The sequence below is a fragment of the Leisingera daeponensis genome, assembly GCF_019801465.1.
Lineage (GTDB): Bacteria > Pseudomonadota > Alphaproteobacteria > Rhodobacterales > Rhodobacteraceae > Leisingera > Leisingera daeponensis_A.
This window is the reverse complement of sequence record NZ_JAHVJA010000002.1, coordinates 619,434-640,923: the sequence shown is the minus strand read 5'-3', so window position 1 is coordinate 640,923 and position 21,490 is coordinate 619,434. Positions and strand designations below refer to the sequence as shown.

The following is a 21,490-nucleotide window of genomic DNA, read 5'->3' as shown; positions in this document are numbered from 1 at the left end:
AGAACCGCTGACCTTTTTCTTCAGCTCAGCACCAGCAGCCAGAACCAAACAGTAAAAATGCTCGAGGCGGTGGCAATCAGCACCGAGGATGCCGCCACCCGCTTGGCCCGTCCGTACATATTGGCGAAGATATAGCCGTTGAACCCGGTCGCCATTGCGGCGTTCAAGACTCCGGAGCGGAACAGGTCCTGCGGCAGCGCCAGTGCCGACCCCAGGGTCCAGACGATCGCGGGGTGGATCATCAGCGAGGTGAAGCAGACAAACAGGATTGCCCGCATGTCGCCTTCGGGGCGGTATTTCACCAGCACGCCACCCAGTGCAAACAGGGCGCCAGGCAGGGCCGCGCGGATCAGCAGAGACAGTGCTTCATTCACCACCAGAGGAATGGAAAAGCCGGAGAGGTTCACCGCGAATCCGAGTGCGATGCCCAGGATCAGAACATTCCGGAACATCGCGTTCAGCACCGAAACCACAGTCTTGATCCCGCCCGCGCCTCGGTTGCGCACGATCTCCATCGCGGTGATCCCGACGCCATAGCAGAAGGGCGAATGGAACGCGATGATCGCATAGTTTCCTGTCAGATTTTCAGGTCCGAAGGCGCGCTCGGTGATGGGAAGGCCCAGCAGGACAGAGTTTGAAAACAGGCAGCAGAAGCCGATTGCAATGCAATCTTCCCAGTCCCGCTTGAACAGGATCCGGGCCCCGAAGACACCGATCAGGAAGCAGGTGAAAGCGCCGGTATAGAAACTTGCCAGCAGGCGGGGATCGAAACTGGCGGACAGGTCAAGTTCGGCCATCGCCTTGAACAGCAGGCAGGGAATGGCGAAGCCCTGAGCAAATTTCATCACCCCTTCGATATGGTCCTGTCCCAGCACCCCCCTTGCGGTGGCGGCGTAGCCTGCGCCGACAACCAGGAACACAGGCAGGATGACGTCAATCAGGCTTTGAAACACTCTGCTTCCTCAAATCGCGCAAAAGAAAAAGGGCGCTGTTCTTGCGCCCTTAGACCTCGATCCGGATCACCATCCCATCGTAAGCGGGGGTGATGTGGTCCGGCGTTTCGTCGTCGACCGTGGCGTAATCCATGTCAATATGCATGTTGGTGATGATGCCGCGCTTGGGCGCCATACGCTCGAACCACTCCAGCGCGTCCTGGTAGCTGAAGTGGGTTGGGTGCGGCGTGCGGCGCAGCCCGTCCAGGATCCAGACGTCCAGCCCTTCCAGCTCTGGCAGGGCGGCATCCGGGATTTCTTTTACATCCGGCAGATAGGCCAGCCCGCCGATACGGAAGCCGAGTGCATCAATGGAGCCGTGGTTCACCTCGAACGGGCGGAAGCTGATATTGCCGCCCGGGCCGCTGATGCTGAAAGGCCCGGCAATGGTCTTCAGATCCAGAATCGGCGGGTAGGGGGAGCCTTCGGGCTGCGCAAAGGCATAGCCGAACCGGTTCAGCAGGTCATTCTGGGTAGGCCCGTCAGCATAAACTTCAATGCGCTGGCGCATGTTGAAATAGACCATGCGCAGATCGTCGATTCCGTGCAGGTGATCGGCGTGCGAATGCGTGTAGACCACCGCGTCCAGCCGCGTGACTTCCGCATCCAGCAATTGATTGCGCATGTCCGGCGGGGTGTCGATCAGCACCGAGGTGGTGCCGCCCTCCTCTATGCGCTCCACCAGCATCGAGCAGCGGCCGCGGCGGTTCTTCGGGTTCTTGGGGTCACAATCTCCCCAATGGCCGCCAATCCGCGGCACTCCGCCCGACGAGCCCGAGCCGAGAATGGTAAATCGCATTTCAGCCATCAGGCGGCGGCCTCATACTTTGCGGCCTTCCAGAACAGGCGGTCGAAGTTGATCTGGGTCTGGGCCGCGAAATCCGGGTAATCCATGCCGAACACCTCTGCGCCGACCTTGGCGGTAAAGGCCGTGTATGCCGGCTCGTTGCGCTTGCCGCGGTAGGGCGGCGGGGCCAGATAGGGTGCATCGGTTTCGACCAGGATGCGCTCCACCGGGGCAGCAGCGAAAATGTCGCGCAGCTCCTGGCTCTTGGGGAAGGCGGCTATGCCGGACATGGACAGGTAGAAACCCAGGTCCAGGGCCGCCTTGGCCAGCTCTGCGGAAGACGAGAAGCAGTGCATCACGCAGGAGTAGGCGCCGTTCTTCATTTCCTCGCCCAGGATGCGCGCCATATCGTCGTCGGCAGCGCGGGCGTGGATGATCAGCGGCAGGCCGGTTTCGCGGGCGGCAGCTATGTGGATACGCAGGGACTCCTGCTGCACCTCCGCGCTGTCGGCGGTGTAGTGGTAATCGAGCCCGGTCTCGCCAATGCCGACAAACTTCGGGTGTTTCGCCAGCGCAACCAGCCCGTCCACGGTAACCAGAGGCTCGTCCGCGGCGCTCATCGGGTGGGTGCCTGCGGCGTAAAACACCGGCGCATGCGCCTCGGCAATCGCCCGCACGGCGGGCTCGTTCTTCATCTTGGTGCAGATCGTTACCATCCGGGTCACGCCGGCCTCCGCCGCGCTTGCGATCACCTCATCCAGCCGCCCTTCGAAATCGGGGAAGTCCAGATGGCAATGGCTGTCGGTGATCTGGGGGGGCGTCTCGGTCATGAATCCTCTGGTGCCGCTTGCGCCGCGCCGGAAGCCTAGCGCGACGCGGTTTCCTGCATCTTGAAAACCGTATCTAGGACAAGCGCCGCGGGGTCAAGGTTCACCGCCTGCCCGTGGCGGGAGCGCGCTGTCACTTCCGCGGCAAGGTCGGCCCAGGCGCGGGCCTTGCGGGAATCGGGCGACAGGCGCTGGAGCATCGCCGCCTCCTGCGGCGCCGCCTCTGGCGCTGGTGGAGCGCCGGTGGCGCCGGTGCGCGCCAGCCGGGCCAGCGCCATCTCGGTCAGAGACAACAGGAGTTCAAAACGTTCCGCAGCGCCGCGCTGCGCGGCGGCCTCGGCCAGCGCCATCGCCCGCTGCCGATCCAGCCGAGGCATCGAATCGAGGATCTGCACGAGCTCGGCATATATCTTGAGCCCGCCCAGATTGATCAGCCGCAAAGCGGCGCCGACGGAGCCGCCCGCCAGGGCCGCGAGATTGTCCATGTTCTGGGGAAGCTCGACGCCCGATTGCGCCAGCGCTGCCTCCATGTCCGGCGCGCTGAGCGGCCCCAGCCGCAGGGTGCGGCAGCGCGAGCGGATGGTGGGCAGCAGGCGCGAGGGCTGGTGCGAGATCAGCAGGATCGTGGTGCGCGCGGGCGGCTCCTCCAGCATCTTCAGCAGCGCATTGGCGGCACTCACGTTCATGTTGTCAGCAGCATCCACGATCACCACCCGCCGCCCGCCGTCGGTGGCCGACAGCCCGAAGAAGCGGTTAAGCTTGCGGATGTCGTCCACCACGATCTGGCTGCGCAGCTTGCCCTTGTCATCATAAGAGCGGGTGATCGGTGCCAGCCCCGGTTCCGCCAGCGCCTGAATGCGATGCGACACCGGGTGCTCAGGGTCTATGTCCAATGTCAGCGGCGGGGGAGGGGCGCCGAACAGGCCCTCCTCAGCCGGCGGGGTAGCCAGTAGAAAACGGGCGATCCGCCACGCCAGCGTGGCCTTTCCCACCCCCTGCGGGCCGGTCAGCAGCCAGCCGTGGTGCAGGCGGTCGGAGTTGTATGCAGTCAGGAAATCCTGCTCAGCGGCCTCCTGGCCGATGAGGCGCAGGGTTTCACGCGGATGCGGCGCGCCCTCTGCCTGGTCGGCGCGGGGAAGGTCTTCGTCAGCGCTCATGCAGCAGACCCTTCCAGCGCCTCATCCGCCAGTTTACGGACATCGGCGGCAACGTCTTCCACCGGGCGGGCGCCATCGACCACCCGGAAGCGGCCGGCAAATTCATGCGCCAGCGCCAGGAAGCCCGCGCGCATCTTTTCCTGCAGTTCGACGCCGAAATCCTCGAACCGCTCTTCTGTACCCTGCCGCCCCTTTGCTCGCGCCAGCCCTTCACCCGGGTCCATGTCAATGAGCAGGGTCAGATCCGGTTCGCGTCCGATCATCAGCTTGTGCATCTGATCCACTGCTGCGCGCAGGTCGCCGCGCGACAGGCCCTGATACATCCGGGTGCTGTCGGCAAAGCGGTCGCAGATCACAACCTTGCCCGCGGCGAGGGCAGGTTCGATGGTGCGTTCCAGATGGTCGCGCCGCGCCGCCATGAACAGCAACAGCTCGGTTTCTGCCGACCAGCGGTCGGGATCGCCCTCCAGCACCAGGCGGCGGATCTCCTCAGCCCCGGGGGAGCCGCCAGGTTCGCGCGTTAGCACGACATCGCGGCCCTCGGCCTGCAGCGCCTCGGCCAGCAGGCGGCACTGGGTGGACTTGCCGGACCCGTCGATGCCTTCAAAGGTGATGAACAGGCCGCGCCCCGTGCCAGCTGTCACAGCGCCCCCTCGGGACCGGTCAGAAAACGCTTGATCAGCACCTGTGCCGCGGTTTTCACCCGCACGACAAAGCCGCCTGCAGGAACGTCGCTTTCCGCCACCAGCGGCAGCCGCACCTCGGGCAGTTCCTCGGGCTGCAGAACCAGCTCTGCCAGACGCTGGCCCTTGGCCACCGGCGCCTCAATGGGGCCGCTGTAAACGACTTCACCCTCGATAGTGCCGCCCGCCAGCGAAGGCAGCAGGATTTCCAGATCCTCTGCCGGCACCAGCCCTACCGATCGCTCGGCCCCCCGCCAGATCTCGGCTTCGGCGATGGGGATGCCCTCCTTGGCAACGGTTTTCTTGGTAAATTGGCGAAACGACCAGTTAACGAGGGCTTCTGCCTCCTCTGCCCTGACGCGTTCGCTGTCCAGACCCGAGACCACGAAAATCACCCGCCGGTCGCCCTGTTTGGCAGAGCCGACCAGGCCATAGCCCGCTTCCTCGGTGTGGCCGGTCTTCAGCCCGTCGGCGCCGATGCCCAGCTTCAAGAGCGGGTTGCGGTTGCGGACATTGGACGGTGCGCGGCCGTCGAACTCGAACTTGGTTTCGGCAAACAGCGGATAGTATTCCGGGAAATCCTCGATCAGCCGCTCAGCAAGGATTGCCAGGTCATGCACCGACATCCGGTGCCCGGCGGCAGGCCAGCCGTTGGAGTTGGCAAAGGTCGAGGCGGTCATGCCCAGTTCCTGGCCCCGCTTGGTCATATAGCGGGCAAATCCGGCCTCGGTTCCATCCGGGCTCAGAGCCTCTGCGATCACTACGCAGGCGTCATTGCCCGACAGCACGATGATGCCGCGCAGCAGGTCTTCGACCCGCACCCGGTCCAGCGTGTCCAGGAACATGGTGGAGCCCTTGTAGCTCATCGCGTGCTCGCTGACGGGAAGCTCCTCGTCCAGCGTCAGACGCCCGTCCCGCAGGGCCTCGAATGCCACGTACAGCGTCATCAGCTTGGACATCGACGCAGGCGGCAGCGGCACATCCGCGTTTTTCGAGAGCAGCACCGTGTCAGTGCCAGCATCAAGCACATAGGCCGCCTGCGCCTTGGTATCAAAGGCGGCGGCCGGCAGCGCCGACAGGCTGACTGCCAGCCCGGCTGCCAGGCCAGTGCGCAGAGAAGATTTCAGGGCACGCGCCAGACGCGCAGTTCGGGAGTCAGTTTGTGACAGCATAAGCATCCGCGAATCCGGTTTCCTTTACGCTTTTCAACAGTTGGCTGCGTTCCGCTTTGCTTTGCGCCGGACCGACCAGCACCCGCCAGAAGGACTTGCCGCTGGCAGTTTGCTCGCGCACATCAGGCACCATGCCGGCGCTGCGCATCATGTTGGCGGTGCGCTCGGCATTGGCCTCGACGCTGAAGATGCCGATCTGGATGTACGGTTTGCTCAGCGAGGACTTCTGCGGCCTTGGCGCAGGGGCGGCGGCGGGTTCAGTCTTGGCCGGTGCAGCTGCGGCCGGAGCAGAGGCGTCGATTGCAGCTGCGGCACCGGCGATAGGGTCCAGCGCAGACGCGGAAATTTCACTGCTGGCGAGAGCGTTCTCGTTCAGTTCTGCAGGGTCTTCCAGGGCGGGTTCGGCTGCGCTCTGCTCCTCCGGCAGCGGTTCCTGGCCGACCTCTTCACGCCGCAGGGCGGTGACGTTCAGCTCAACCGGTGCACCGGCCAGCAGGCCAAGCGCGACCGCGGCGTCCGAGGATACTTGCAGTCTCGGCCCCGGGATCTCGCGCTCGCGCCGGAACAGGGCGCCGATCACGAACTGGCCGTTGGCATTGTTGCGGATGATCACCCGCTCCGGGTCCTTGGTGTCAGGGTGCGCCACCCAGACGCCGCCGATCGAGGGGCGGCCGTCCCACAGGCCTGCTTCGGTGACCTGGAAAACGTCCGGCGCTTCCACGTCGCGCTCGACCAGCTTGGTGCTGCTGGAGGCGCGGACCTGTCCTTCGGCCTTGGGCTTCGGTTCCAGAAACCCCAGTTTCGGCCCGTCTTCGCAGCCGGCCAGCACCAGCAGGCCCAAGGCCGCCGCGGCGATCCGCGGGGCCGTCATTGCTCTCGACACGGTATCTGTCATGCTCTCATCCTTGCCTGCGCCCGCGGCGCTTCTGCGCCCTTGCCGGAATGCCCGGTCTTCTTGATTTGGCCGCATGATAGCCTGCACACCCGGCCATGAAAACCCTGCGGGGGCGCAGCACTAGGGAAACCCGCGGCGGCGGCATAATTCCGCGCGCCAGACGGGCAGCTGCGCTTTTCTCTTGCGGTAGGGATTTCCCCTTGCCTCGCCCTGCGTTGCATCCTAAACCGCTGTTGGACCGGGGAGGTGGCAGAGTGGTCGAATGCGGCGGTCTTGAAAACCGTTGAACGTGAGAGCGTTCCCAGGGTTCGAATCCCTGTCTCCCCGCCACTTGCCCGATAGGAATGGTTCTCCGGTCGTGTCTGGCGGTCAAAATCAGCGATATTTTCGATTGTTGTAGGCGGCCAGCTGTTGACTGTGTCCAGCGCCAAGTACTGCGCCTGTGCTCTCTCTACCGCTGTCTTCTCTCAAGCTGATGACTGTTCTTGTTTGGTGAATGGATTTTTAACTAGCTGAAAAAATGGATTTTGTTGCCTGTGTAGCTCTTGTGTTCGGTGCCGGTCGCGATCGCGCAAATGGTACTCGGGTCGAACGAGCGTTACTTGTGGATTGAAACTCGGTCGCGAGAGGTGTCGCGCATCGAAGTGCCAGGCACGCAGCATCCTTGCGGACCGGCGAAGGGTGCCGTCTGCCGACGTCGATAATGCGGGGCAGGGCAGGAGCTGCCGATGCAGTGGTTTCTGTCCGATGTCATTGGCGCTAGCACTGACGCTGGAAGAATGGAGAGCCCATGGCCCGGAGAGCCCTAGACAAAAAAACCTCTTCAAGCTTGGAACGGACGTGTTGGCGGAGCTTCTGCTCGAGGCCGTGAAGGGCGACGCCGCGCGACAGCGACGCGTTCGCATGGTGCTGTCCGCGGATCAGAGCCCTCAGGAAGCGACGGCGGATGTTCGGAAGCGGTTTGCGTCGATCCGGCGAACCGGCAGCTTCATCTCTCTGAAGACCCAGAGGAAGTTCGTGAAAGAGCTCAGCGATCTGGTCACTCTGATCGAAACGCGGATCGGATTCGACAGCCCGGATCTAGCTTTCGAGCTCCTGTGGGAGCTGCTGCATCTCGCGCCCGGCATCCATGAGCGGACCGATGGCAGCAACGGGTTGATCGGTGACGTCATGGATGACGCGAAGGAGGCCATCGCACGGCTTTCCCCCAAGATCAGCAAACACCCGTTCGAACTCGCGGAGATGATTTGCGACGCGCTACGGGGCAATGGCTATGGCGAATTCGATCGTGTCGTGCCGGCTCTGTCCGAACCTCTTGGCCGAGCAGCTAACCTATCACACTATCGCGCAGGACGCCGCGGGGCGCCTGCTCGCCGCAGGGCGTGCGGAGGAGGCCCTCCAGGTCGTGGAAATCGCACTGAGCCGCGAAACGCGCGATAGCGCGTGGTGCGACCCGCCGGAGTTGGACGATGCCCACTTCGCTTGCCTTGAAGCTCTGGGACGCGAAGAGGGCCTGCGGCGTTCGCTATGGGCTCGCTTCGAGCGATGCCTCTGCCGTGGTGCGCTTCGTCGCCTGTTGAAGCGCCTACCGGACTTCGATGATGTCGAGACCGAAGACCGCGCCCGCGAGGTGGTCTTGTTGTTCTCGCCCATCGAAGCAGGCCTGGCGTTCTGTTTTGCCCGGCCGGACCTTACGTTGGCGGCGCAGTTGGTGCTGAGCCGAACCGAAGAGATTGATGGGGACGCTTACGAGATCCTCACACCGGCTGCGGAGGCGCTGTCGTCCGCGCAACCGCTGGCCGCAGTTCTGATTTGGCGCTCGATGATCGAGTTCGCACTAGAGCGCGCACGATCGAGCCGCTACGGCCACGCCGCCCGTCATCTAGCCTCTTGCGCCGATGCGGATGCGGCGATCGGGAACTATCAGGGCCGCCCCGAGCACGACGCTTTCATTCAGGGCCTGCGAAAGGCGCATCAGCGAAAGGCAGCCTTCTGGGCGCGCGTGCGGGAGGCCTCCGATGGAGTATAGTTCGCTGTTCGATTGTCCTGAGACGAACGGCGCCTGTGGCTCGATCCGTCAGGCTCAGCTGGAATTACCCCTCACGACGCATCAGAATCTGCAGGTGGCCGTCAGCAAAGCGCAGGAAGCTGCCGCTGCAAAGTTGCGAACCGTCTTCGCCCTTCGAAACCTGACCGGCCCAAAGCAGACCTTGAGCGAGACGATGAACGCTACGGTGCAGCTTCTATTCAGCGGTCATCCAATTCAGCCTGAGTGATTGTGTTGAGCGACCGCCTCGCATAGGCCGTTGGCACGATCCATCACCAGCGACTGCCGCTCCGCCCACTCGGGCGAGGCAAGGTAGTCGGCGTGTGACCTTTGGAAGTATGACTTGCCCTCGGCGCTACCTCGCCACCGGCTCTCTTGGAGGGCGACGTAGCGGCGGCGCAGCGCGTCCCACTCGCCCTTCCGCTTCGCCTCGTAGGTCGGGTTCAGCGCCTCGTCTATCTCGGGTAGTAGGTCGGTATCGGGCGTGCGCTTCACAGGGTTGTCCACGAGCAGCCCGCAGTCGAGGCACTGATGCCGCACAATTGGTCCGCCGCCCTTGTTGAAGCCACGGCGAAGCTCGGTGCGCTCGTGCAGGCATTCAGTCGCGCTCAGCGCGTTCACCTCCTTCGCGTAGAGCTCTGCCAGGTCGCGGTCCAAGCGGACGCGCTGGTCGGTGTCGGGGTCGGTTATCGCCATCGGTCGTCCTACCTCACTCGTCTGGTAGTTGTTCCGTCACCGTGCCCGGTATCACTGTCGCCAAGTCTCCCTCCACGTCTATGTCATAGTGCGCGGCAAGCAACGCCACCTGATACCCGACCGACGCGCGGTATGCACCTAGAGCAGTGAAGAACCCTGGACCGAAGCGGTGTCGGTCATACCTGTCACCCTCCCAGTCATGCACCATGTTGTGGAACTGCTCGTTGCAGTCGTTGTGATACTGGCGGCTCGCGGCCCTGATGGTTCGCAGGGGCGGTGTTGCGAAGGCGTTGGCACCGAGCTGCTGCAAAGTGCGCGTGCATTCTTCGCGTATCTCGTGGATCGAGTGTTTGACCTGATGCGGCACCTCCAACTGCATCGCGTTATATAGGACGCGACGGTCCTCCAAGAACACGAGAAACCCTCGCACCACCTCCGCCTCTGACGGCCCCGGGTCCGCCCACTGCATACCGCCCAACGGCGTGCTTATGCCGGTAATCCTCCGCGCCGTGCTCGCCGTCAACTTCGTGCTTCGCTTAAACCAATTCATCGCTCTATCTCTCAAATGCTCCCCACATATAGATCCAACCGACTCACCTTGCCATAGCGATAGGTCATACGGACGCCTTGCCACGCGATTTGACCACATACCCGACTCCATGCAATTCCAGCCGCTTCCGCACGGCGAGCCATTGATTGGGGATAAGACGTTTGCCGACCGAGCCACGCAAGGCAGGCTTCGGCCACCGCCTTGCGGAGAGCGGACTTTGCAGAGTGGGGACCAAGGTCGGCCCTATTGACGTGGCCGGCCCTGAACCGACTTTCGCCTCGATGTCGATTGCTGCAACGCAGCTTCACCAAACCAGACTTTGATGGAGTTGCGCCCCAATTAGGTAGACATTCAACCGGGCCGCAATCTAATTGTCGGCAAGTGAAGAGGGTAGCAAAACTTCAGGCGGTAGCAAGAAACGTTCCATTTGCGCTCGGGTGATCACGTAGCCGGGAACAGTTGGTTCCATCGGCAAGCGCATACCCGACCGTTCGGCTAAGGCGACAGCGGTCGCCATAGCTGCATAGGTGTGGTTTCCGTCGACAATCTCCGACGCCATCCCTCGGAAGTTCTCGCAAACTATAATTGGACGTGGGTCTCGCGTCATTGTGTGTCGCCGTAGGTGTTCCTGATCGATTTTTTCGTTTTCGAACATGTCCTCAACCTTGCGAACATCAATAGGGATCCCCTTCAGATCACAATTCGATTCCGCCCAACGCCTCAAAGGCGCGACGGCAAGCAACTTCTCGTTTCCGAGTTCATCAGTATAACGAAATACTTCGGTTCTTGTGGCAGGTAGATCATCCGTCACCTTAATGCTCCTAAATTTTGGAAAGTTATGTCCATGGTCTGCGAACCTAAGGCTATGTAAATCCGAGACATCGGTCCCTAGCGGACTTTGCTGATTTAGCCAGATGCTGTGACGCAGCTTCCCCAGACCGGACCCTGTGCAAAATTTGGTAGTACTGACAATATCGAAAATTCAAGCGAACCCTAAAGACCCGCTCAATCCTTCGACACTATGTCAAACACAAGCTTGTTGTAGTTTGACGCTTTGGCAAAGTAACCCAGCCTGTGACGGCGGTCGATCCTATTCAATCCTCTGTGGCCGACGGCGCTAGACCAGGACAACCAATCGGATTGCCCAGCACCCAAATGGGCGTCGCGAAGCTCTACTAAACCGTACCTCAAGTCGGGGATTTCGAGGAGTTTGGCTCTTGAGATCGATGTGGCGTTTGGATGATTGTTCAACCTGTCTATGATCTCGGCCGCTGAATTGGTGTTCAGAAGCCGATCTTCAAGAATGTGGGTTAGCCAAAAGAGCTGAAACTCGTAGATCATCGCGTCATTGTCGCGAAGTAGTTCCAAGACGAATGCGGCTATTGCTTCTTCGCCTTCCGCTTCAAGGCAAAATGAGTGAATATTCTTGAATAGGTGTGGAAAACGGCGCGCTATGTCTGCAAGACGGTCAATCGCTTCTTCGGCATGCTCTGCCATCAACGCCAGCACGAGCTCTGCGTCCTCTTCTTCGATATCATCTTGTTGTAGTAAGCCTCGCAGAAAGCCCATTTCTTCATCCGACAAATCTTGTTCGACTTCGACCTCTTCATCGGGAATGCCATCATAGTCGCTGATAACAACACGCCGCCTTTGAAGTAGCTGTATCCTTACGTCTTCGATAGCATCTTCAAGTTCAACATTTTCCCGCACTCCGTCGCTGGTCTTGTTAGGATTCAGTGAAAGGCCTTTCTCACCCAACAAGCCCTGGATCGTAATGAAGTCGTGACGAAGATCACGCCGAGAGTCAGAAAAAAGTACAAAATCGTCCATAAACCTAACAACCGCATTGCTGCGCAATCCGTGAAACTGTTCGACAAAACGGAGGAAATCGTTACCGATCATCTTCGTTGGGTAAATGCCTTGTGGCAGACAATCGACTGACCGCCCCGTGTTTATTTCTCGAAGAAACTGACCAAACGCTTGGTAATCCTGTTCAGATGCTCCGGTTCTGGACAGCCAAGAAACCAAGTCATGGTGGTAAATTGAGTTGAAATATGCAGCGACATCGAAGCTCAAGCTGTATCTGAATTGATCTCGATACGCAGCGATGGCCCCCTTATATCCTCGATATGATCCCGAAGGATTAAGTGGCTCGCCGTCTTGAAAGCGGTAGCCGAAATGCTTCTTGTGCTCGTGGTAGGGCGCTCTGAAGCGCGTTCTATTTCGCAGGACGAGATCGTATATAAAATACTCCGCCACAGGGTCCAATTTAACAGTTCGCCTCAGGTGAAAACCGGGCTTCCCGGCATAAACCCTAGTTTGCGAACGAAATGAAAAAGCTTCCTGATTGGGATCAAGGCAACGATTCAAAAACTCCGCAATCTCGGCTTGTCCATTCTCGATCAAGTAGCGGTTTGTCGACATCGGGAAAAGCATTCGACGATAGTCAGCTGAGTAGAAATCGAACATCAATGCTTCCTGCTATTTTGATCAAAATCTTCGATCAATGAGACTGCTTCAGGTTCGCCCCAAAATTCCTGATACTTTGGGCCGTGGCTTTCTGGTTGCTGACCTTTTTCGGGTTTGCTCATCATGATCGGCAACGGTGCAGGTAAATCGGGGCCGACAATGATTGCCTCGCCCTGTGATAGAGATGGGATAAAGGCAGCGGCGCTGCGATCAAGTTCACCGCATGCCCTTTCAATGGTTTCCCGGTCCCGCTCATTGGTAAGCCTATGAACAAATAAGGTTCCAAGCTGACTGAGAACATCCTGCGGCACATCTCTGGGGCGCTGGGTCGCGACAACGGTGGTCAGACCGTATTTCCTGCCTTCCTTGGCGATAAGACCAAAGGCATCGAGATTTACGCTACTCTGGTCGTCCCCGACCGATCGGCCAATGAACTGGTGAGCTTCGTCCAAGAGGCAAACAAGCGGATTTTGCCGAAAACGCCCCTGCCGTGCGATCCCAAGCAGATAGCGCCCAAGAGCGTTTAGGAGCAACTCACGCGCATTATGTTTAAAACTCACGTTTTCGAACGAAAGCACCAAAGCCCTTGCATGTGGATCATCGAGAAATTCCTCTATTTCTGCACATATGTCCAAGCCGTCTTGAGAAAAGAAACATGACATATCAGGGGAGTTTAAAAGCGTCTCGATCCGAATAACCAAGGTATTGTTGTAACCTACTTGCTTCGAGTCCACCCCGCCAAATGTTCCGTCCGCGTTCGCCGGGAACAGGCATTCTTTGCCAATTTGGTTTGATAGCACTTTGAGATCGAAATCACAGTCATCTGCCGCCAACTGATCGGCAAGCATCAGCTGAACGCGACCGAGCGGTTTCCTCTGCTGGTTTGCTTTCGCAACAGTTTTGTTCTCGTCTAGGTGGATGAACCCGACCGTTTGGTTGTTGTGTTGAACTTCAATTTGAAGAGCATCGCTGCCTTCGACAGCATGCTGTGGAAATCTCTCTGGGTCTGCCAATAGCAGGCGAGCCAGTCTCAAGCTGATAATCGCACTCCGAAGAGTGGGGCCTTGGCTTTGCCCGGTTGGCCGGAGAAGGGCGTTCAAGTCTAGTTCGGACAGTTTCTCGCTCGGAAACCTGACCAAGCGACCTTCGGCGGCTTGGTCATTAGAGAATTCAAACTCCCTTGCGGTGGCCACCTTTCCTGCGAACTCTCCCGTTGGATCGAACAGAATACACTTCCCACCTATACGCACGATCTCATTGACGAGGCGAGAAACCGTCCAGCTCTTACCCCCGCCAGTCGCACCAAATACTCCGCAATGACGGCCGAACAATTTCTCCGGAGGAACGCTGAGGGCGGCATCGTCCAACCCTGATAGGTGCCCCAACTCAACGAGCAACCGCCCGCCATCCCGCTTCACGTCGCCTTCGAGGGCATCCTTGATGGAATTGGACAGCGCCCCGCCTTCTGCGAGATAGACGCCATCACCGACCCTTGGCTGAGTATTGATACCGCGCGTCACTTTCCGAGTGGTTTTACTAACAGTCGCCAACAGTTGGACGCGGCCCTGCGGCTCTACCGTGGGGTCGGTTTCGATCTGGTGCTCAAGGATGTTTCGCTGCCTGTCTGGAATGCCAACCTCCGTCACGCGCCCCAAGATCGCTGAGCGGTCACAATCGACAAACACGAAATCACCCACAGAACCTTTTGCTAACCCGCGCCGCCCTAGGGCAGCAAGAGCATTTGGTAAGGTGAGATCCACAGCACTGGCAGTCACTCGAGTGACGGTTCCGAGGCGCTTGGACGGGTCGATCAGCGAGGCAGGTTCGCTCATGCACGACCTTCCTCACGGAGCGTCTCAAGCCGGTCCTTCAAGAGCTGGCGATCCGTCTTGCCGGATATCATTGGCAAGGCATCCGCCATGTCTTCGAAACGGCCGTTTAGCATCGTGATGCGGGTATCGCCTTGCTGTACAAGCCGAGCCAAACGTTTTTGATGTTGCATTTGTCGTTCAAGATCGAGTTCGATTTCTTGTTTTTCCTGTTCAAGCGGCAGTTCGGGCTCATGGTCTCTTCTTGAGTGCGGCACAAAACAGGAGTCGCAAAGGATCAGTCTAATCGACAGGTTTGTTTCGATGGCTGACCAGATCGGGGCGCTGATATGATCATCGGCAAAACCGAAACCGGAGACGATCAAAGTGGTGTCTGGTTCCCGCAAGGCTGCCTGCAACGCCGCGAACATATCGAGATACGGACTTTCGAACGCCTCCTGGTACTTGGAAGAGCGAGGATAGATCAGGACTGGCCTACGATCTTCGCCGGTGTCATCGACGCTACGGATAACAACCTCATCGGCCCGTCGTCGCCAATCCACTGACCCGTGCAACTTGTAGAGGTGAAACACGCCATCGAGGTAGTCAGCCTTTGTGCTGGAAGCGACCCGCCGCACGATGTCGTAGTCGAAATGATCGCGGTTGAACCACTGTTCGGCACTGTGGGAAAATCCGTCTACCAGCACGACACCCAAGCGTAGGCCTGCCGTCTCAATGCACAGATCGTAATTGGTGGTGAACAGCTTTACTCTGGGCTTCTCCGAGGATCGTCTGGCGAACTTGCGGAGAAACTTGGTATGCGCAGGAAGCTCTGTGACGTTGCTCACGAAATCGACCTGCGCCAGAATTTCACGTTCTGCGGTAGCCACAAAATCTTTCAGTTGTTTCAGCCTGGCGCGGTCAAGAGAGGCGGCATTCTTTTCGACCCGAACCTCCAGCAATTCGATGGACATCTTGCACAAACTGAGCAAGGCTTCGATGTTTTCTTCACCCTCTGTCGGCACATGTCCGATCACGGAGTTCGCGATATCGTTGAAGGCAGCCTCGCCGCAGCCATTCTTGACCGCCTGCCAGAGATGCCACATCCCCGGCGCGTTCTGCCCTCCCTTGTTCTTGGCCGAGAAAGACGCCCCAGACCCCAACAGGACCACGACATTGGTTGAATGCAGCGCCGACAAGAGGGCCTCTTCGACCTGATCCTTGCATCCGGCCTTGGGTTTCTTGCTCGAATCTTCCGGGTCTTCCTTTTCACCCTCCCATCGCAGCCACTTGCCCTCGCGTGTCAACAGACGCAATAGTTCCTTTTTGCCTTCAGGCTCTCCGTCCCAGAAATTGGCCAACTCATACACCTGCTTTGCAATTTTGAGGTGAGAGTAGATCAGTCGCTTCGGGTCGTAAATGATCCCGGGGACACTCCGAAGGGTTTTCTTGGGATGGTTTGGTCGAAGATGGAAAATTTCCGGTCTGCCGTTTCCGAGATAATAATGGCAGGCCGAGGCGAACTTCCGCTCTCCGCCCGACCTGCATGTGCTGGCCCGCCAAGCGGGTCACCAGGCATGCGGCCGCTTTGGGCTGAACCAATCTTTCCCTGGCTAATCGCAGAAATCGAAGAGCGCGGGAGCCCCATCCCATGCCGAATACAAATTCCGGCCATCCCAGTAGCTTACCTCTCCGTTGCGGTTGGACCGTTTTGCGCGGAAGACGGTATCCGTTGTCAGACGATCGAGGCACGCGGGGCCGATCTCGGGAATCTCGCTGCCCCTCTGCCCATAACCATCGTCCGAGATGGTTCGCGCAGGGATCGCCATCAGGAGCGCTGCATGCTTAGTCTCCTTAAGGATGATCGCGAACTGGTTGGTGAGGACAGAGTAGCCTGTGTGCGCGTGGACAATGCGGGGATCCTTAAAAGTGAGGCTCTGAAGCAGCGAAGAGACCGCTTGGGGTGTTACCAGTTTCGACTTATCGCGGACGATCCCGGCGCTGGCGTCCTGGCACCATTCTCTGACATCGGCTGAGGTCGTTAGCTTCATTGGGATGCGGGTCCGTCCGGCGAACTTTCGTGCCGAAGGAAGGTAGTCGGAGGTCGTGACGAACATGCTCTTCTGGGCAGCTTCGACGTCTGCGACGCCATGCAGCGCCGCTACTGCCGACAGGTCGATCTTGTTCCTAGGAGCGTAGCGCTTAGCCTGGACCAGCGTCAGTATGTCGCCCAGTGGGTCCCGCTGGAGCACGCGGACGTCAATGCCCCCGTCATTCGAGCCTGGGCCTAGCTCGCAAGTGAACCCTTGAGCCTGGAAAATTCGGAATAGTAGCGTCTCAAATTCGCGCCAAGTGAGGCGGTGGAGATCCTCCGGGCGCTTCGCGAAGTACGAATACAACTCTTCGTACACGTCTGCGACGTCCGGCTTAACCAGCCCGCATACCCACTGCCACTTCTCACGGTCGAGAAACGGCTGGAATAACGGGCTGCTGTCCTTTGGATATATATGGGCGCTGGCACTGTCGTTACGCTCATACCAGAAGCCCTGTCGCTCGAGCAGATCGAAGAACTCCATGTCGAGACCATGGAAATCGCCATCGAGCGCGCGTCCGAGGTCCCCGTCGAAGTGCAGGACCGTGACGACGGGGAAATCCCCAGGCTCTCCGCCGACCCGCTCGGCATATGACTGGAAGCCGCAGTCGAACCACAGCTCGTGACGGGTTGCCCACTCTTGTAACGAACGCTGCAGGCCAGTGACCACCATGTCGAGCTCAGCATCGGACGGAGTTTCCGCTGAGGTGCTCGGATCCGGCACCTTGTCAGACATCGTATGGTTCCGGCCCGGTTAGTTGTTGCATGGCTTTATCTCTGCAGCATTCGGCTAGACTGTCATCTGCCATCGGTTCGAAATCACTCTCGCCGAATACTAGCCGTTCGTCTATGCAGTATGCATGAGCTTCAAGGTGATCTGCGATCCGAACCAGTCGATCTATCCGTTTTGAGGTAGGATCACGGACGAGCCAAAAAAGTTCGCGGAGCGCTTTGCGGAGCACGATAGACTGGCTGGCTCATCCTAAACTCGTCATTCAGGTTGGGCGTATCAACTGCGGCTTAGCACGTACTGAGTGTCTCCTTCGGGAACAATATGCTGCGCAGAGGACGAACGGCCGGTTCGGGGAACCCGCGCGGCTGCAACTCGCACTAGGATCAATGACCGCTTCGGGCTGGCACCGGTCGAATGTACTCGCAGACCAGGCGCGACCCCCGCGAGGGCAAGTCCGCGCTCAATGGAGACATCTAAGCAAAATTGTCAGATGGCCGTTCCAGTTCGGCAAACGGCCATTTGGCAGGAAGGCAGCGCTGCGGACTTCAAAACGGGACACGTCATCAAGCGCTTCGAAGACGGTAACGGCAAGAGCCTACTGGGGTTTGATGCTATTTGTTGCGCACCGCGCTCACCAAATCACCCCAGTGGTTCTTGTTGGTCGGTGATGAAAAAAGTCACCGCCGCTGCCGATATCGTCACGGCATATGAACTTTGTCGCCACGGGGGCTGATCTGAAGCGGCCTGCTACGATCAGATGCGGGCCGTTCATGGCGCTGCCGCAACCAGCACCGCACTGGCCGCGATCAGCCCCGCGCCCAACCAACCCATGGCCGACAGCCGCTCGCCCAGCAACACCGCCGCGATCGGCGCCCCGAAGACCACGCTCAGGTTGTCCGCCGGCGCGACCCGCGACGCCTCGCCCAAATGCATTGCGCGGGAATGGCACAGCCACGACACGCTCGTCGCTAGCTCGGACAGGATGAGGAACACCCACGTCCCCGGCCCGACGGATCTGAGGCTTTGGAACTTGCCGGTCGCGCCAACGAGAACGGAAAGGGCCACCAGAACCACCGCGGTCTGGATCAGGGCGTCAAAATCGGAATTGATGTCCTCGACCCCTAGCTTCAGCAGGAAGGTGATGAGGGGGGCAAAGGCCACCGCGAGATGCGCCAAAACTACCAGCTTCACGCAATCGTTTTGGTCTTGGTCCCTTTCAGAGTTCCGGTGGCCCGGTGGAGCTGCCTGCACCGCGTATTGACAGGCGCATTTGCCTGACTGGCCACCTTGAAACGCGGGCCTCAGGCGGCGATCAGGTCCATCGGGTCGATCCCGAAATCGCCGAGCAGGGCAAATGCCCCGGCCTCGTTCCGTGCGCGCAGCCAATCATGCTTCGCCGCCAGGTACTCCGCATTGTCATCGAACAGGCCCGCCAGCCGCTTCATGCATCGAGCAATCTGGGTCTTGTTGCGCTCGATCATATCGGGGGCAACGCCATCTTCGTGCATCCGGTTGTTCTGGATCACCAGGTCGGTCAGTTCTTCTATCGAGAACTCCAGATCGAGCAGCGCCGCCTTCCGCGCCTCTACCAGCGCCTTGCGGCGCAGCGCGTAGACATCGATTGACACCGCGCCCTTGTCGCTCGGCACGCCGTTCCTGATCCGCGCCCGGACATTGCCGTCCAGGTCGAATTCCAGGTGATCCTCGGGATCTTCGACGCAGGGGTCAATCAACAGCCGCACAGCCTCCTCTGCGGCGAGTGAATCCGCGGGGGCGCGTACCCGCGTGGCCTCGTCCGCCAGCGGAAATTGCGTGGCCTTGCCCAGCACAACCCCGGCGCTTTGCCCCGGCACCTCATGGGTGCGCGACCGGTTGCAATCGGGGCAGGAAATCAACAAGTTCGTCCAGTCTCCGGCCAACCAGAAATAGCCGGGTTTCAGCTCTCCGGCGTCGATCTTGATTGCCGATTTCGGGCGGAAATGTTCGATGTCGCTCGGCGTAACCGCGGCGAAATTGCTTTCGCAGTAGGCGCACTTCTTGCCAAAGGTCTTTTCCAGAAGCGCCACCAGCCCGTCGTTCTTGTAGACCACGAACTTGAACGACTTCTTGGTCTTCTTCTCGTCATTTTCGTAGTTGGCCGGGTCGGTGAAGAAGGCAATCGCCTTTTCCTTTTCCTGGTCGTATTTGGTGATCTTGGTGCCATCCAGCGCCTTTGAATTCTGCCGGGTGTAGACCGGCAGATCGGGCAGTGTCGGATCGCGCGGCACCTTGATCATAACGGTTTCCCGCCCTCCTCCTCGGCCAGGACCTGCTTCCACATGCTGCTGACCTGTTCGACCGCCTCGCTGCGCAGGTTTTCCGGGGATCGCCTTTCGCCAGTTTTCCGTTTGGCCAGCATCGCGTCGATAGCCTCGTAGAACAGGGTCTCGCGCTGGGTATTGCCCAGGTAGCGGCGGTCTTTTAGTTCGTCCTGCAACCGGGCCAGTTCGGCCTCCTGTTCTGGCGTGCGCGTGTCGAGCGCGAGCAGCGCGTAATAGGTGTCGAACAGCGCCTCGACCTCGGGGTCCACGGTCGAGCGCAGCCCGAAAAAATCCGAGGTCAGCAGCTGGTCGACGCGGAAATCCTCCGGCGAGGGCAGGTCGGTCAGCGGCTCGACTAGCCCGTCTTCACCGCGCTGCATGACCACCACTTCGCCCCTGGTCAGACCGCGCAGGCAGAGCGGCTGATGCGTGGTGGTGATGTATTGCACGCCGGGCAGGGCCTTGCGCAGGCTGCCGACGATCTCCATCTGCCAGGTCGGGTGCAGGTGGGCGTCGATCTCGTCGATCAGAACGACGCCTTCCGCCTCTGTCAGGTTGGGCCAGATCCGCGACAATACCTCCAGCAGATCGACGGTGACCGCCACGATGGTCTGGTAACCGTCGCTCAGGTCCTTCAGCGCGGTCTTGCTGTTGCCATCACGCACCCAGACTTGCCCCTGGTCGCGGATCAGCTCCGACGCCTCATCGAGCGCCAGCAGATCCTTCAGCACAATTGCGGTTTCGTCAAAGGTCTTGCCGTCCAGCCCCATCAGCCATGTCTGCGCGTCGATCAGTGGGACAAAGGCGTCGAACAGGTTCTCGACCCGCGAAAACTTCTCCCCCGTCTCGGACCTCTCCTTTCGCGGCAGCAGACGCGTCGCGCCGTAGCCCAGGACCAGCGTTTGCGCCTCCCAGCCTTCGCCTGAGGCCGAACCGTCAGCCGTCAGGGTCATGACCTGTCCGTGCGGGCTGTGGAATTCCAGCCGGTCGCGATAGACGATCAGTTCATGGGGCTTGGGAAATCCGCTCAGCTTGACCGTGACCCGGCCCGACTGGCAGCGGTAGCGCACCAGCGTTGCCGGATCAAGCCGCCCGCTTTTCAGCAGGTTGTGCACCTGGTCATGGCCCGACACCACCAGCGCGATGGCCTGCAAAACGGTACTCTTGCCGGTGCCGTTCTCGCCCAGAAGCATCAGCCAGGGAGTCGGTCCGTGCGACTGCTGGCCGAAATCGATCTCCAGATCGCGGATCGCCCGGATATTGTGGATCGTCATCCGTTCGATGAAACGTTGCTGCGACTTGAACTTCTGCCGGCCCTCTTGGGTGTCCAGCGAATAGTCCGACATCCGGCTGGTGTAGCTCTTCGACTCCGCTTTCGCCCGTTTCAGCCGCGACTTGGTGACCTTGCCCGGTTTTCTGGCGGGCGCGACGGCCTCAAGCGAATCCAGCAGAGCGCGCATTTCCTCTTCCCGCGACAACGCTTGGCGGATCATGCCGGCATAAGGCGCATCGTCCTCGGCCATCTTCATCAGCCGGTCCAGGTTCTCGTCCGAGGTATCCCGTCCCGCCATAAACGGCTCTGCCAAAGCTTTGAACGTGGTCATCACTCGCTGACGCGCCTGAACCAGACCGACACGGTTCAGCCCCAGCACGGCAATCGTGGCATTGCCTCGCTCGGTGTCGCTGTGCACCATGCCATCGGCATCGAAGACAAGGTGATCGGAAGGTTCGTCCATGGTCGGGTTCAGCAGCAGCGGCTGTTCCCGTCCGATATCGTCTGACGGGCTGCAGGCACGCTGCGCCTCGTCGACAAGCGGGAACCGGTTGCCCTTGCCGCTGGTCTGGACCGAGGGCTCCATCTTCGACAAGTGGTTGCGCTGCCGGTTGCAGTCGATGCAGGCCGCCAGCAGGTTGTCCCAGCTATTAGCCAGCCACCAGTAGCCCGGATGATTGGGCGCCTCGGTCACGCCGCCTTTGGGCCTGAACTGGTCGATCTCGATCGGCTGATTAGCAGAAATCGAGGTTTCGCAATAGGCGCATTTGCCATGAAACAACTCTTCCAGGGCTTCCCGGACCCGTTTGTCCCTGTAGACCTTAAACACCAGCCTGCGCTGCCGCGCCTCGCCGCTCTCCAGCTCCTGCCTGATCCGGTCAATCTCGGCTATGGCGGCTTCGCCAAGCTTGGTCGACGGATCAAGCGGATTCGGCGCGCGGCTTCGGTTCACGAGAATCATGGGCTATCCAAACGGGATTTGCTTGAATTGACCCTATTGAAGGGGGTT

Annotated in this window: 21 protein-coding genes and 1 tRNA gene; 5 read left to right on the top strand and 17 right to left on the bottom strand. The window is 59.9% G+C overall.

The window, feature by feature from the left end; translation table 11 throughout:
- Positions 1–20: 20 nt before the first annotated feature.
- The 7 genes from KUV26_RS07845 to KUV26_RS07815 are packed head-to-tail and all read right to left on the bottom strand — an operon-like array spanning position 21 to position 6,513.
- Positions 21–953 carry an AEC family transporter gene (locus KUV26_RS07845; protein ID WP_222507942.1) on the bottom strand — a complete coding sequence of 311 codons (933 nt, stop codon included), beginning with the start codon at positions 951–953 and terminating at the stop codon, positions 21–23.
- A 49-nt stretch (positions 954–1,002) separates the two neighbouring features.
- Positions 1,003–1,800 (bottom strand): MBL fold metallo-hydrolase, encoded by a 798-nt coding sequence (locus tag KUV26_RS07840; RefSeq protein WP_222507941.1) that lies wholly within the window; start codon positions 1,798–1,800, stop codon positions 1,003–1,005.
- Positions 1,800–2,609: a TatD family hydrolase gene (locus KUV26_RS07835; protein ID WP_222507940.1), complete on the bottom strand. Its 810-nt coding sequence runs from the start codon at positions 2,607–2,609 to the stop codon at positions 1,800–1,802. Before KUV26_RS07835 ends, KUV26_RS07840 begins: the two co-directional genes overlap by 1 nt.
- A 35-nt stretch (positions 2,610–2,644) precedes the next feature.
- Complete coding sequence (locus KUV26_RS07830) at positions 2,645–3,763, bottom strand: DNA polymerase III subunit delta' (RefSeq protein ID WP_222507939.1); 1,119 nt, start codon at positions 3,761–3,763, stop codon at positions 2,645–2,647.
- The gene (tmk, locus tag KUV26_RS07825) at positions 3,760–4,407 is read right to left on the bottom strand and encodes a dTMP kinase (protein ID WP_222507938.1); all 648 of its coding nucleotides are present in this window, start codon (positions 4,405–4,407) and stop codon (positions 3,760–3,762) included. Before tmk ends, KUV26_RS07830 begins: the two co-directional genes overlap by 4 nt.
- Positions 4,404–5,618 carry a D-alanyl-D-alanine carboxypeptidase family protein gene (locus KUV26_RS07820; RefSeq protein WP_222504021.1) on the bottom strand — a complete coding sequence of 405 codons (1,215 nt, stop codon included), beginning with the start codon at positions 5,616–5,618 and terminating at the stop codon, positions 4,404–4,406. Before KUV26_RS07820 ends, tmk begins: the two co-directional genes overlap by 4 nt.
- Positions 5,602–6,513: an SPOR domain-containing protein gene (locus KUV26_RS07815; protein WP_261399773.1), complete on the bottom strand. Its 912-nt coding sequence runs from the start codon at positions 6,511–6,513 to the stop codon at positions 5,602–5,604. Before KUV26_RS07815 ends, KUV26_RS07820 begins: the two co-directional genes overlap by 17 nt.
- A 240-nt stretch (positions 6,514–6,753) precedes the next feature.
- Between KUV26_RS07815 and KUV26_RS07810 the strand changes: the two genes are divergently transcribed.
- The 4 genes from KUV26_RS07810 to KUV26_RS07800 all read left to right on the top strand — a co-directional run bounded on the left by KUV26_RS07810 (position 6,754) and on the right by KUV26_RS07800 (position 8,789).
- Positions 6,754–6,843, top strand: a tRNA-Ser gene (locus KUV26_RS07810).
- Between the two features lie 417 nt (positions 6,844–7,260).
- Positions 7,261–7,953, top strand: coding sequence for a DUF6880 family protein (locus KUV26_RS23590; protein WP_261399772.1), 693 nt, complete (start codon positions 7,261–7,263; stop codon positions 7,951–7,953).
- Positions 7,856–8,542 (top strand): DUF6880 family protein, encoded by a 687-nt coding sequence (locus tag KUV26_RS23585; protein ID WP_409996943.1) that lies wholly within the window; start codon positions 7,856–7,858, stop codon positions 8,540–8,542. The genes KUV26_RS23590 and KUV26_RS23585 overlap by 98 nt, the downstream gene beginning before the upstream one ends.
- On the top strand, positions 8,532–8,789 hold the full coding sequence (locus KUV26_RS07800) for a hypothetical protein (protein ID WP_222507936.1): 258 nt from the start codon (positions 8,532–8,534) through the stop codon (positions 8,787–8,789). The genes KUV26_RS23585 and KUV26_RS07800 overlap by 11 nt, the downstream gene beginning before the upstream one ends.
- On the opposite strand, the gene KUV26_RS07795 is transcribed toward KUV26_RS07800, so the two are convergent.
- The 7 genes from KUV26_RS07795 to KUV26_RS07765 all read right to left on the bottom strand — a co-directional run bounded on the left by KUV26_RS07795 (position 8,777) and on the right by KUV26_RS07765 (position 16,911).
- Complete coding sequence (locus tag KUV26_RS07795) at positions 8,777–9,256, bottom strand: hypothetical protein (protein ID WP_222507935.1); 480 nt, start codon at positions 9,254–9,256, stop codon at positions 8,777–8,779. The two genes, KUV26_RS07800 and KUV26_RS07795, sit on opposite strands and share 13 nt — an antisense overlap.
- A gap of 13 nt (positions 9,257–9,269) precedes the next feature.
- Positions 9,270–9,806, bottom strand: coding sequence for a DUF6650 family protein (locus KUV26_RS07790; RefSeq protein ID WP_222507934.1), 537 nt, complete (start codon positions 9,804–9,806; stop codon positions 9,270–9,272).
- 367 nt (positions 9,807–10,173) lie between these two features.
- Entirely contained in the window at positions 10,174–10,617 is a 444-nt protein-coding gene (locus KUV26_RS07785; protein WP_222507933.1) for a hypothetical protein, read from the bottom strand.
- A 194-nt stretch (positions 10,618–10,811) separates the two neighbouring features.
- Positions 10,812–12,275, bottom strand: a complete 1,464-nt coding sequence (drt5, locus tag KUV26_RS07780) for an antiviral reverse transcriptase Drt5 (protein ID WP_222507932.1) — start codon at positions 12,273–12,275, stop codon at positions 10,812–10,814.
- Positions 12,275–14,107 carry an ATP-binding protein gene (locus KUV26_RS23580; protein WP_261399770.1) on the bottom strand — a complete coding sequence of 611 codons (1,833 nt, stop codon included), beginning with the start codon at positions 14,105–14,107 and terminating at the stop codon, positions 12,275–12,277. The genes drt5 and KUV26_RS23580 overlap by 1 nt, the downstream gene beginning before the upstream one ends.
- Positions 14,104–15,444 (bottom strand): SIR2 family protein, encoded by a 1,341-nt coding sequence (locus KUV26_RS07770; protein ID WP_222507931.1) that lies wholly within the window; start codon positions 15,442–15,444, stop codon positions 14,104–14,106. The genes KUV26_RS23580 and KUV26_RS07770 overlap by 4 nt, the downstream gene beginning before the upstream one ends.
- Before the next feature lie 252 nt (positions 15,445–15,696).
- On the bottom strand, positions 15,697–16,911 hold the full coding sequence (locus KUV26_RS07765; RefSeq protein ID WP_222507930.1) for a restriction endonuclease: 1,215 nt from the start codon (positions 16,909–16,911) through the stop codon (positions 15,697–15,699).
- Positions 16,912–17,398: 487 nt separating this feature from the next.
- Between KUV26_RS07765 and KUV26_RS07760 the strand changes: the two genes are divergently transcribed.
- Positions 17,399–17,641 (top strand): hypothetical protein, encoded by a 243-nt coding sequence (locus tag KUV26_RS07760; protein WP_222507929.1) that lies wholly within the window; start codon positions 17,399–17,401, stop codon positions 17,639–17,641.
- Between the two features lie 35 nt (positions 17,642–17,676).
- On the opposite strand, the gene KUV26_RS07755 is transcribed toward KUV26_RS07760, so the two are convergent.
- The 3 genes from KUV26_RS07755 to KUV26_RS07745 all read right to left on the bottom strand — a co-directional run bounded on the left by KUV26_RS07755 (position 17,677) and on the right by KUV26_RS07745 (position 21,442).
- Positions 17,677–18,099 carry an EamA family transporter gene (locus tag KUV26_RS07755; protein ID WP_222507928.1) on the bottom strand — a complete coding sequence of 141 codons (423 nt, stop codon included), beginning with the start codon at positions 18,097–18,099 and terminating at the stop codon, positions 17,677–17,679.
- Between the two features lie 110 nt (positions 18,100–18,209).
- A complete protein-coding gene (locus KUV26_RS07750; RefSeq protein ID WP_222507927.1) occupies positions 18,210–19,184 on the bottom strand; it encodes a hypothetical protein in 975 nt (324 codons plus the stop codon).
- Positions 19,181–21,442: an AAA family ATPase gene (locus KUV26_RS07745; RefSeq protein ID WP_222507926.1), complete on the bottom strand. Its 2,262-nt coding sequence runs from the start codon at positions 21,440–21,442 to the stop codon at positions 19,181–19,183. Before KUV26_RS07745 ends, KUV26_RS07750 begins: the two co-directional genes overlap by 4 nt.
- Positions 21,443–21,490 lie beyond the last annotated feature (48 nt).

Bases quoted from the DNA above. Each gene is read 5' to 3' on its own strand.
- KUV26_RS07800 (WP_222507936.1), top strand. From the start codon at position 8,532: ATGGAGTATAGTTCGCTGTTCGATTGTCCTGAGACGAACGGCGCCTGT.
- KUV26_RS07760 (WP_222507929.1), top strand. From the start codon at position 17,399: ATGGCCGTTCCAGTTCGGCAAACGGCCATTTGGCAGGAAGGCAGCGCT.
- KUV26_RS07835 (WP_222507940.1), bottom strand. From the start codon at position 2,609: ATGACCGAGACGCCCCCCCAGATCACCGACAGCCATTGCCATCTGGAC.
- KUV26_RS07795 (WP_222507935.1), bottom strand. From the start codon at position 9,256: ATGGCGATAACCGACCCCGACACCGACCAGCGCGTCCGCTTGGACCGC.
- KUV26_RS07745 (WP_222507926.1), bottom strand. From the start codon at position 21,442: ATGATTCTCGTGAACCGAAGCCGCGCGCCGAATCCGCTTGATCCGTCG.
- KUV26_RS07840 (WP_222507941.1), bottom strand. From the start codon at position 1,800: ATGGCTGAAATGCGATTTACCATTCTCGGCTCGGGCTCGTCGGGCGGA.
- KUV26_RS07790 (WP_222507934.1), bottom strand. From the start codon at position 9,806: ATGAATTGGTTTAAGCGAAGCACGAAGTTGACGGCGAGCACGGCGCGG.
- KUV26_RS07830 (WP_222507939.1), bottom strand. From the start codon at position 3,763: ATGAGCGCTGACGAAGACCTTCCCCGCGCCGACCAGGCAGAGGGCGCG.
- KUV26_RS07820 (WP_222504021.1), bottom strand. From the start codon at position 5,618: ATGCTGTCACAAACTGACTCCCGAACTGCGCGTCTGGCGCGTGCCCTG.
- KUV26_RS07750 (WP_222507927.1), bottom strand. From the start codon at position 19,184: ATGATCAAGGTGCCGCGCGATCCGACACTGCCCGATCTGCCGGTCTAC.
- KUV26_RS07815 (WP_261399773.1), bottom strand. From the start codon at position 6,513: ATGACAGATACCGTGTCGAGAGCAATGACGGCCCCGCGGATCGCCGCG.
- drt5 (WP_222507932.1), bottom strand. From the start codon at position 12,275: ATGTTCGATTTCTACTCAGCTGACTATCGTCGAATGCTTTTCCCGATG.
- KUV26_RS07765 (WP_222507930.1), bottom strand. From the start codon at position 16,911: ATGTCTGACAAGGTGCCGGATCCGAGCACCTCAGCGGAAACTCCGTCC.
- KUV26_RS23590 (WP_261399772.1), top strand. From the start codon at position 7,261: ATGTCATTGGCGCTAGCACTGACGCTGGAAGAATGGAGAGCCCATGGC.
- KUV26_RS23580 (WP_261399770.1), bottom strand. From the start codon at position 14,107: ATGAGCGAACCTGCCTCGCTGATCGACCCGTCCAAGCGCCTCGGAACC.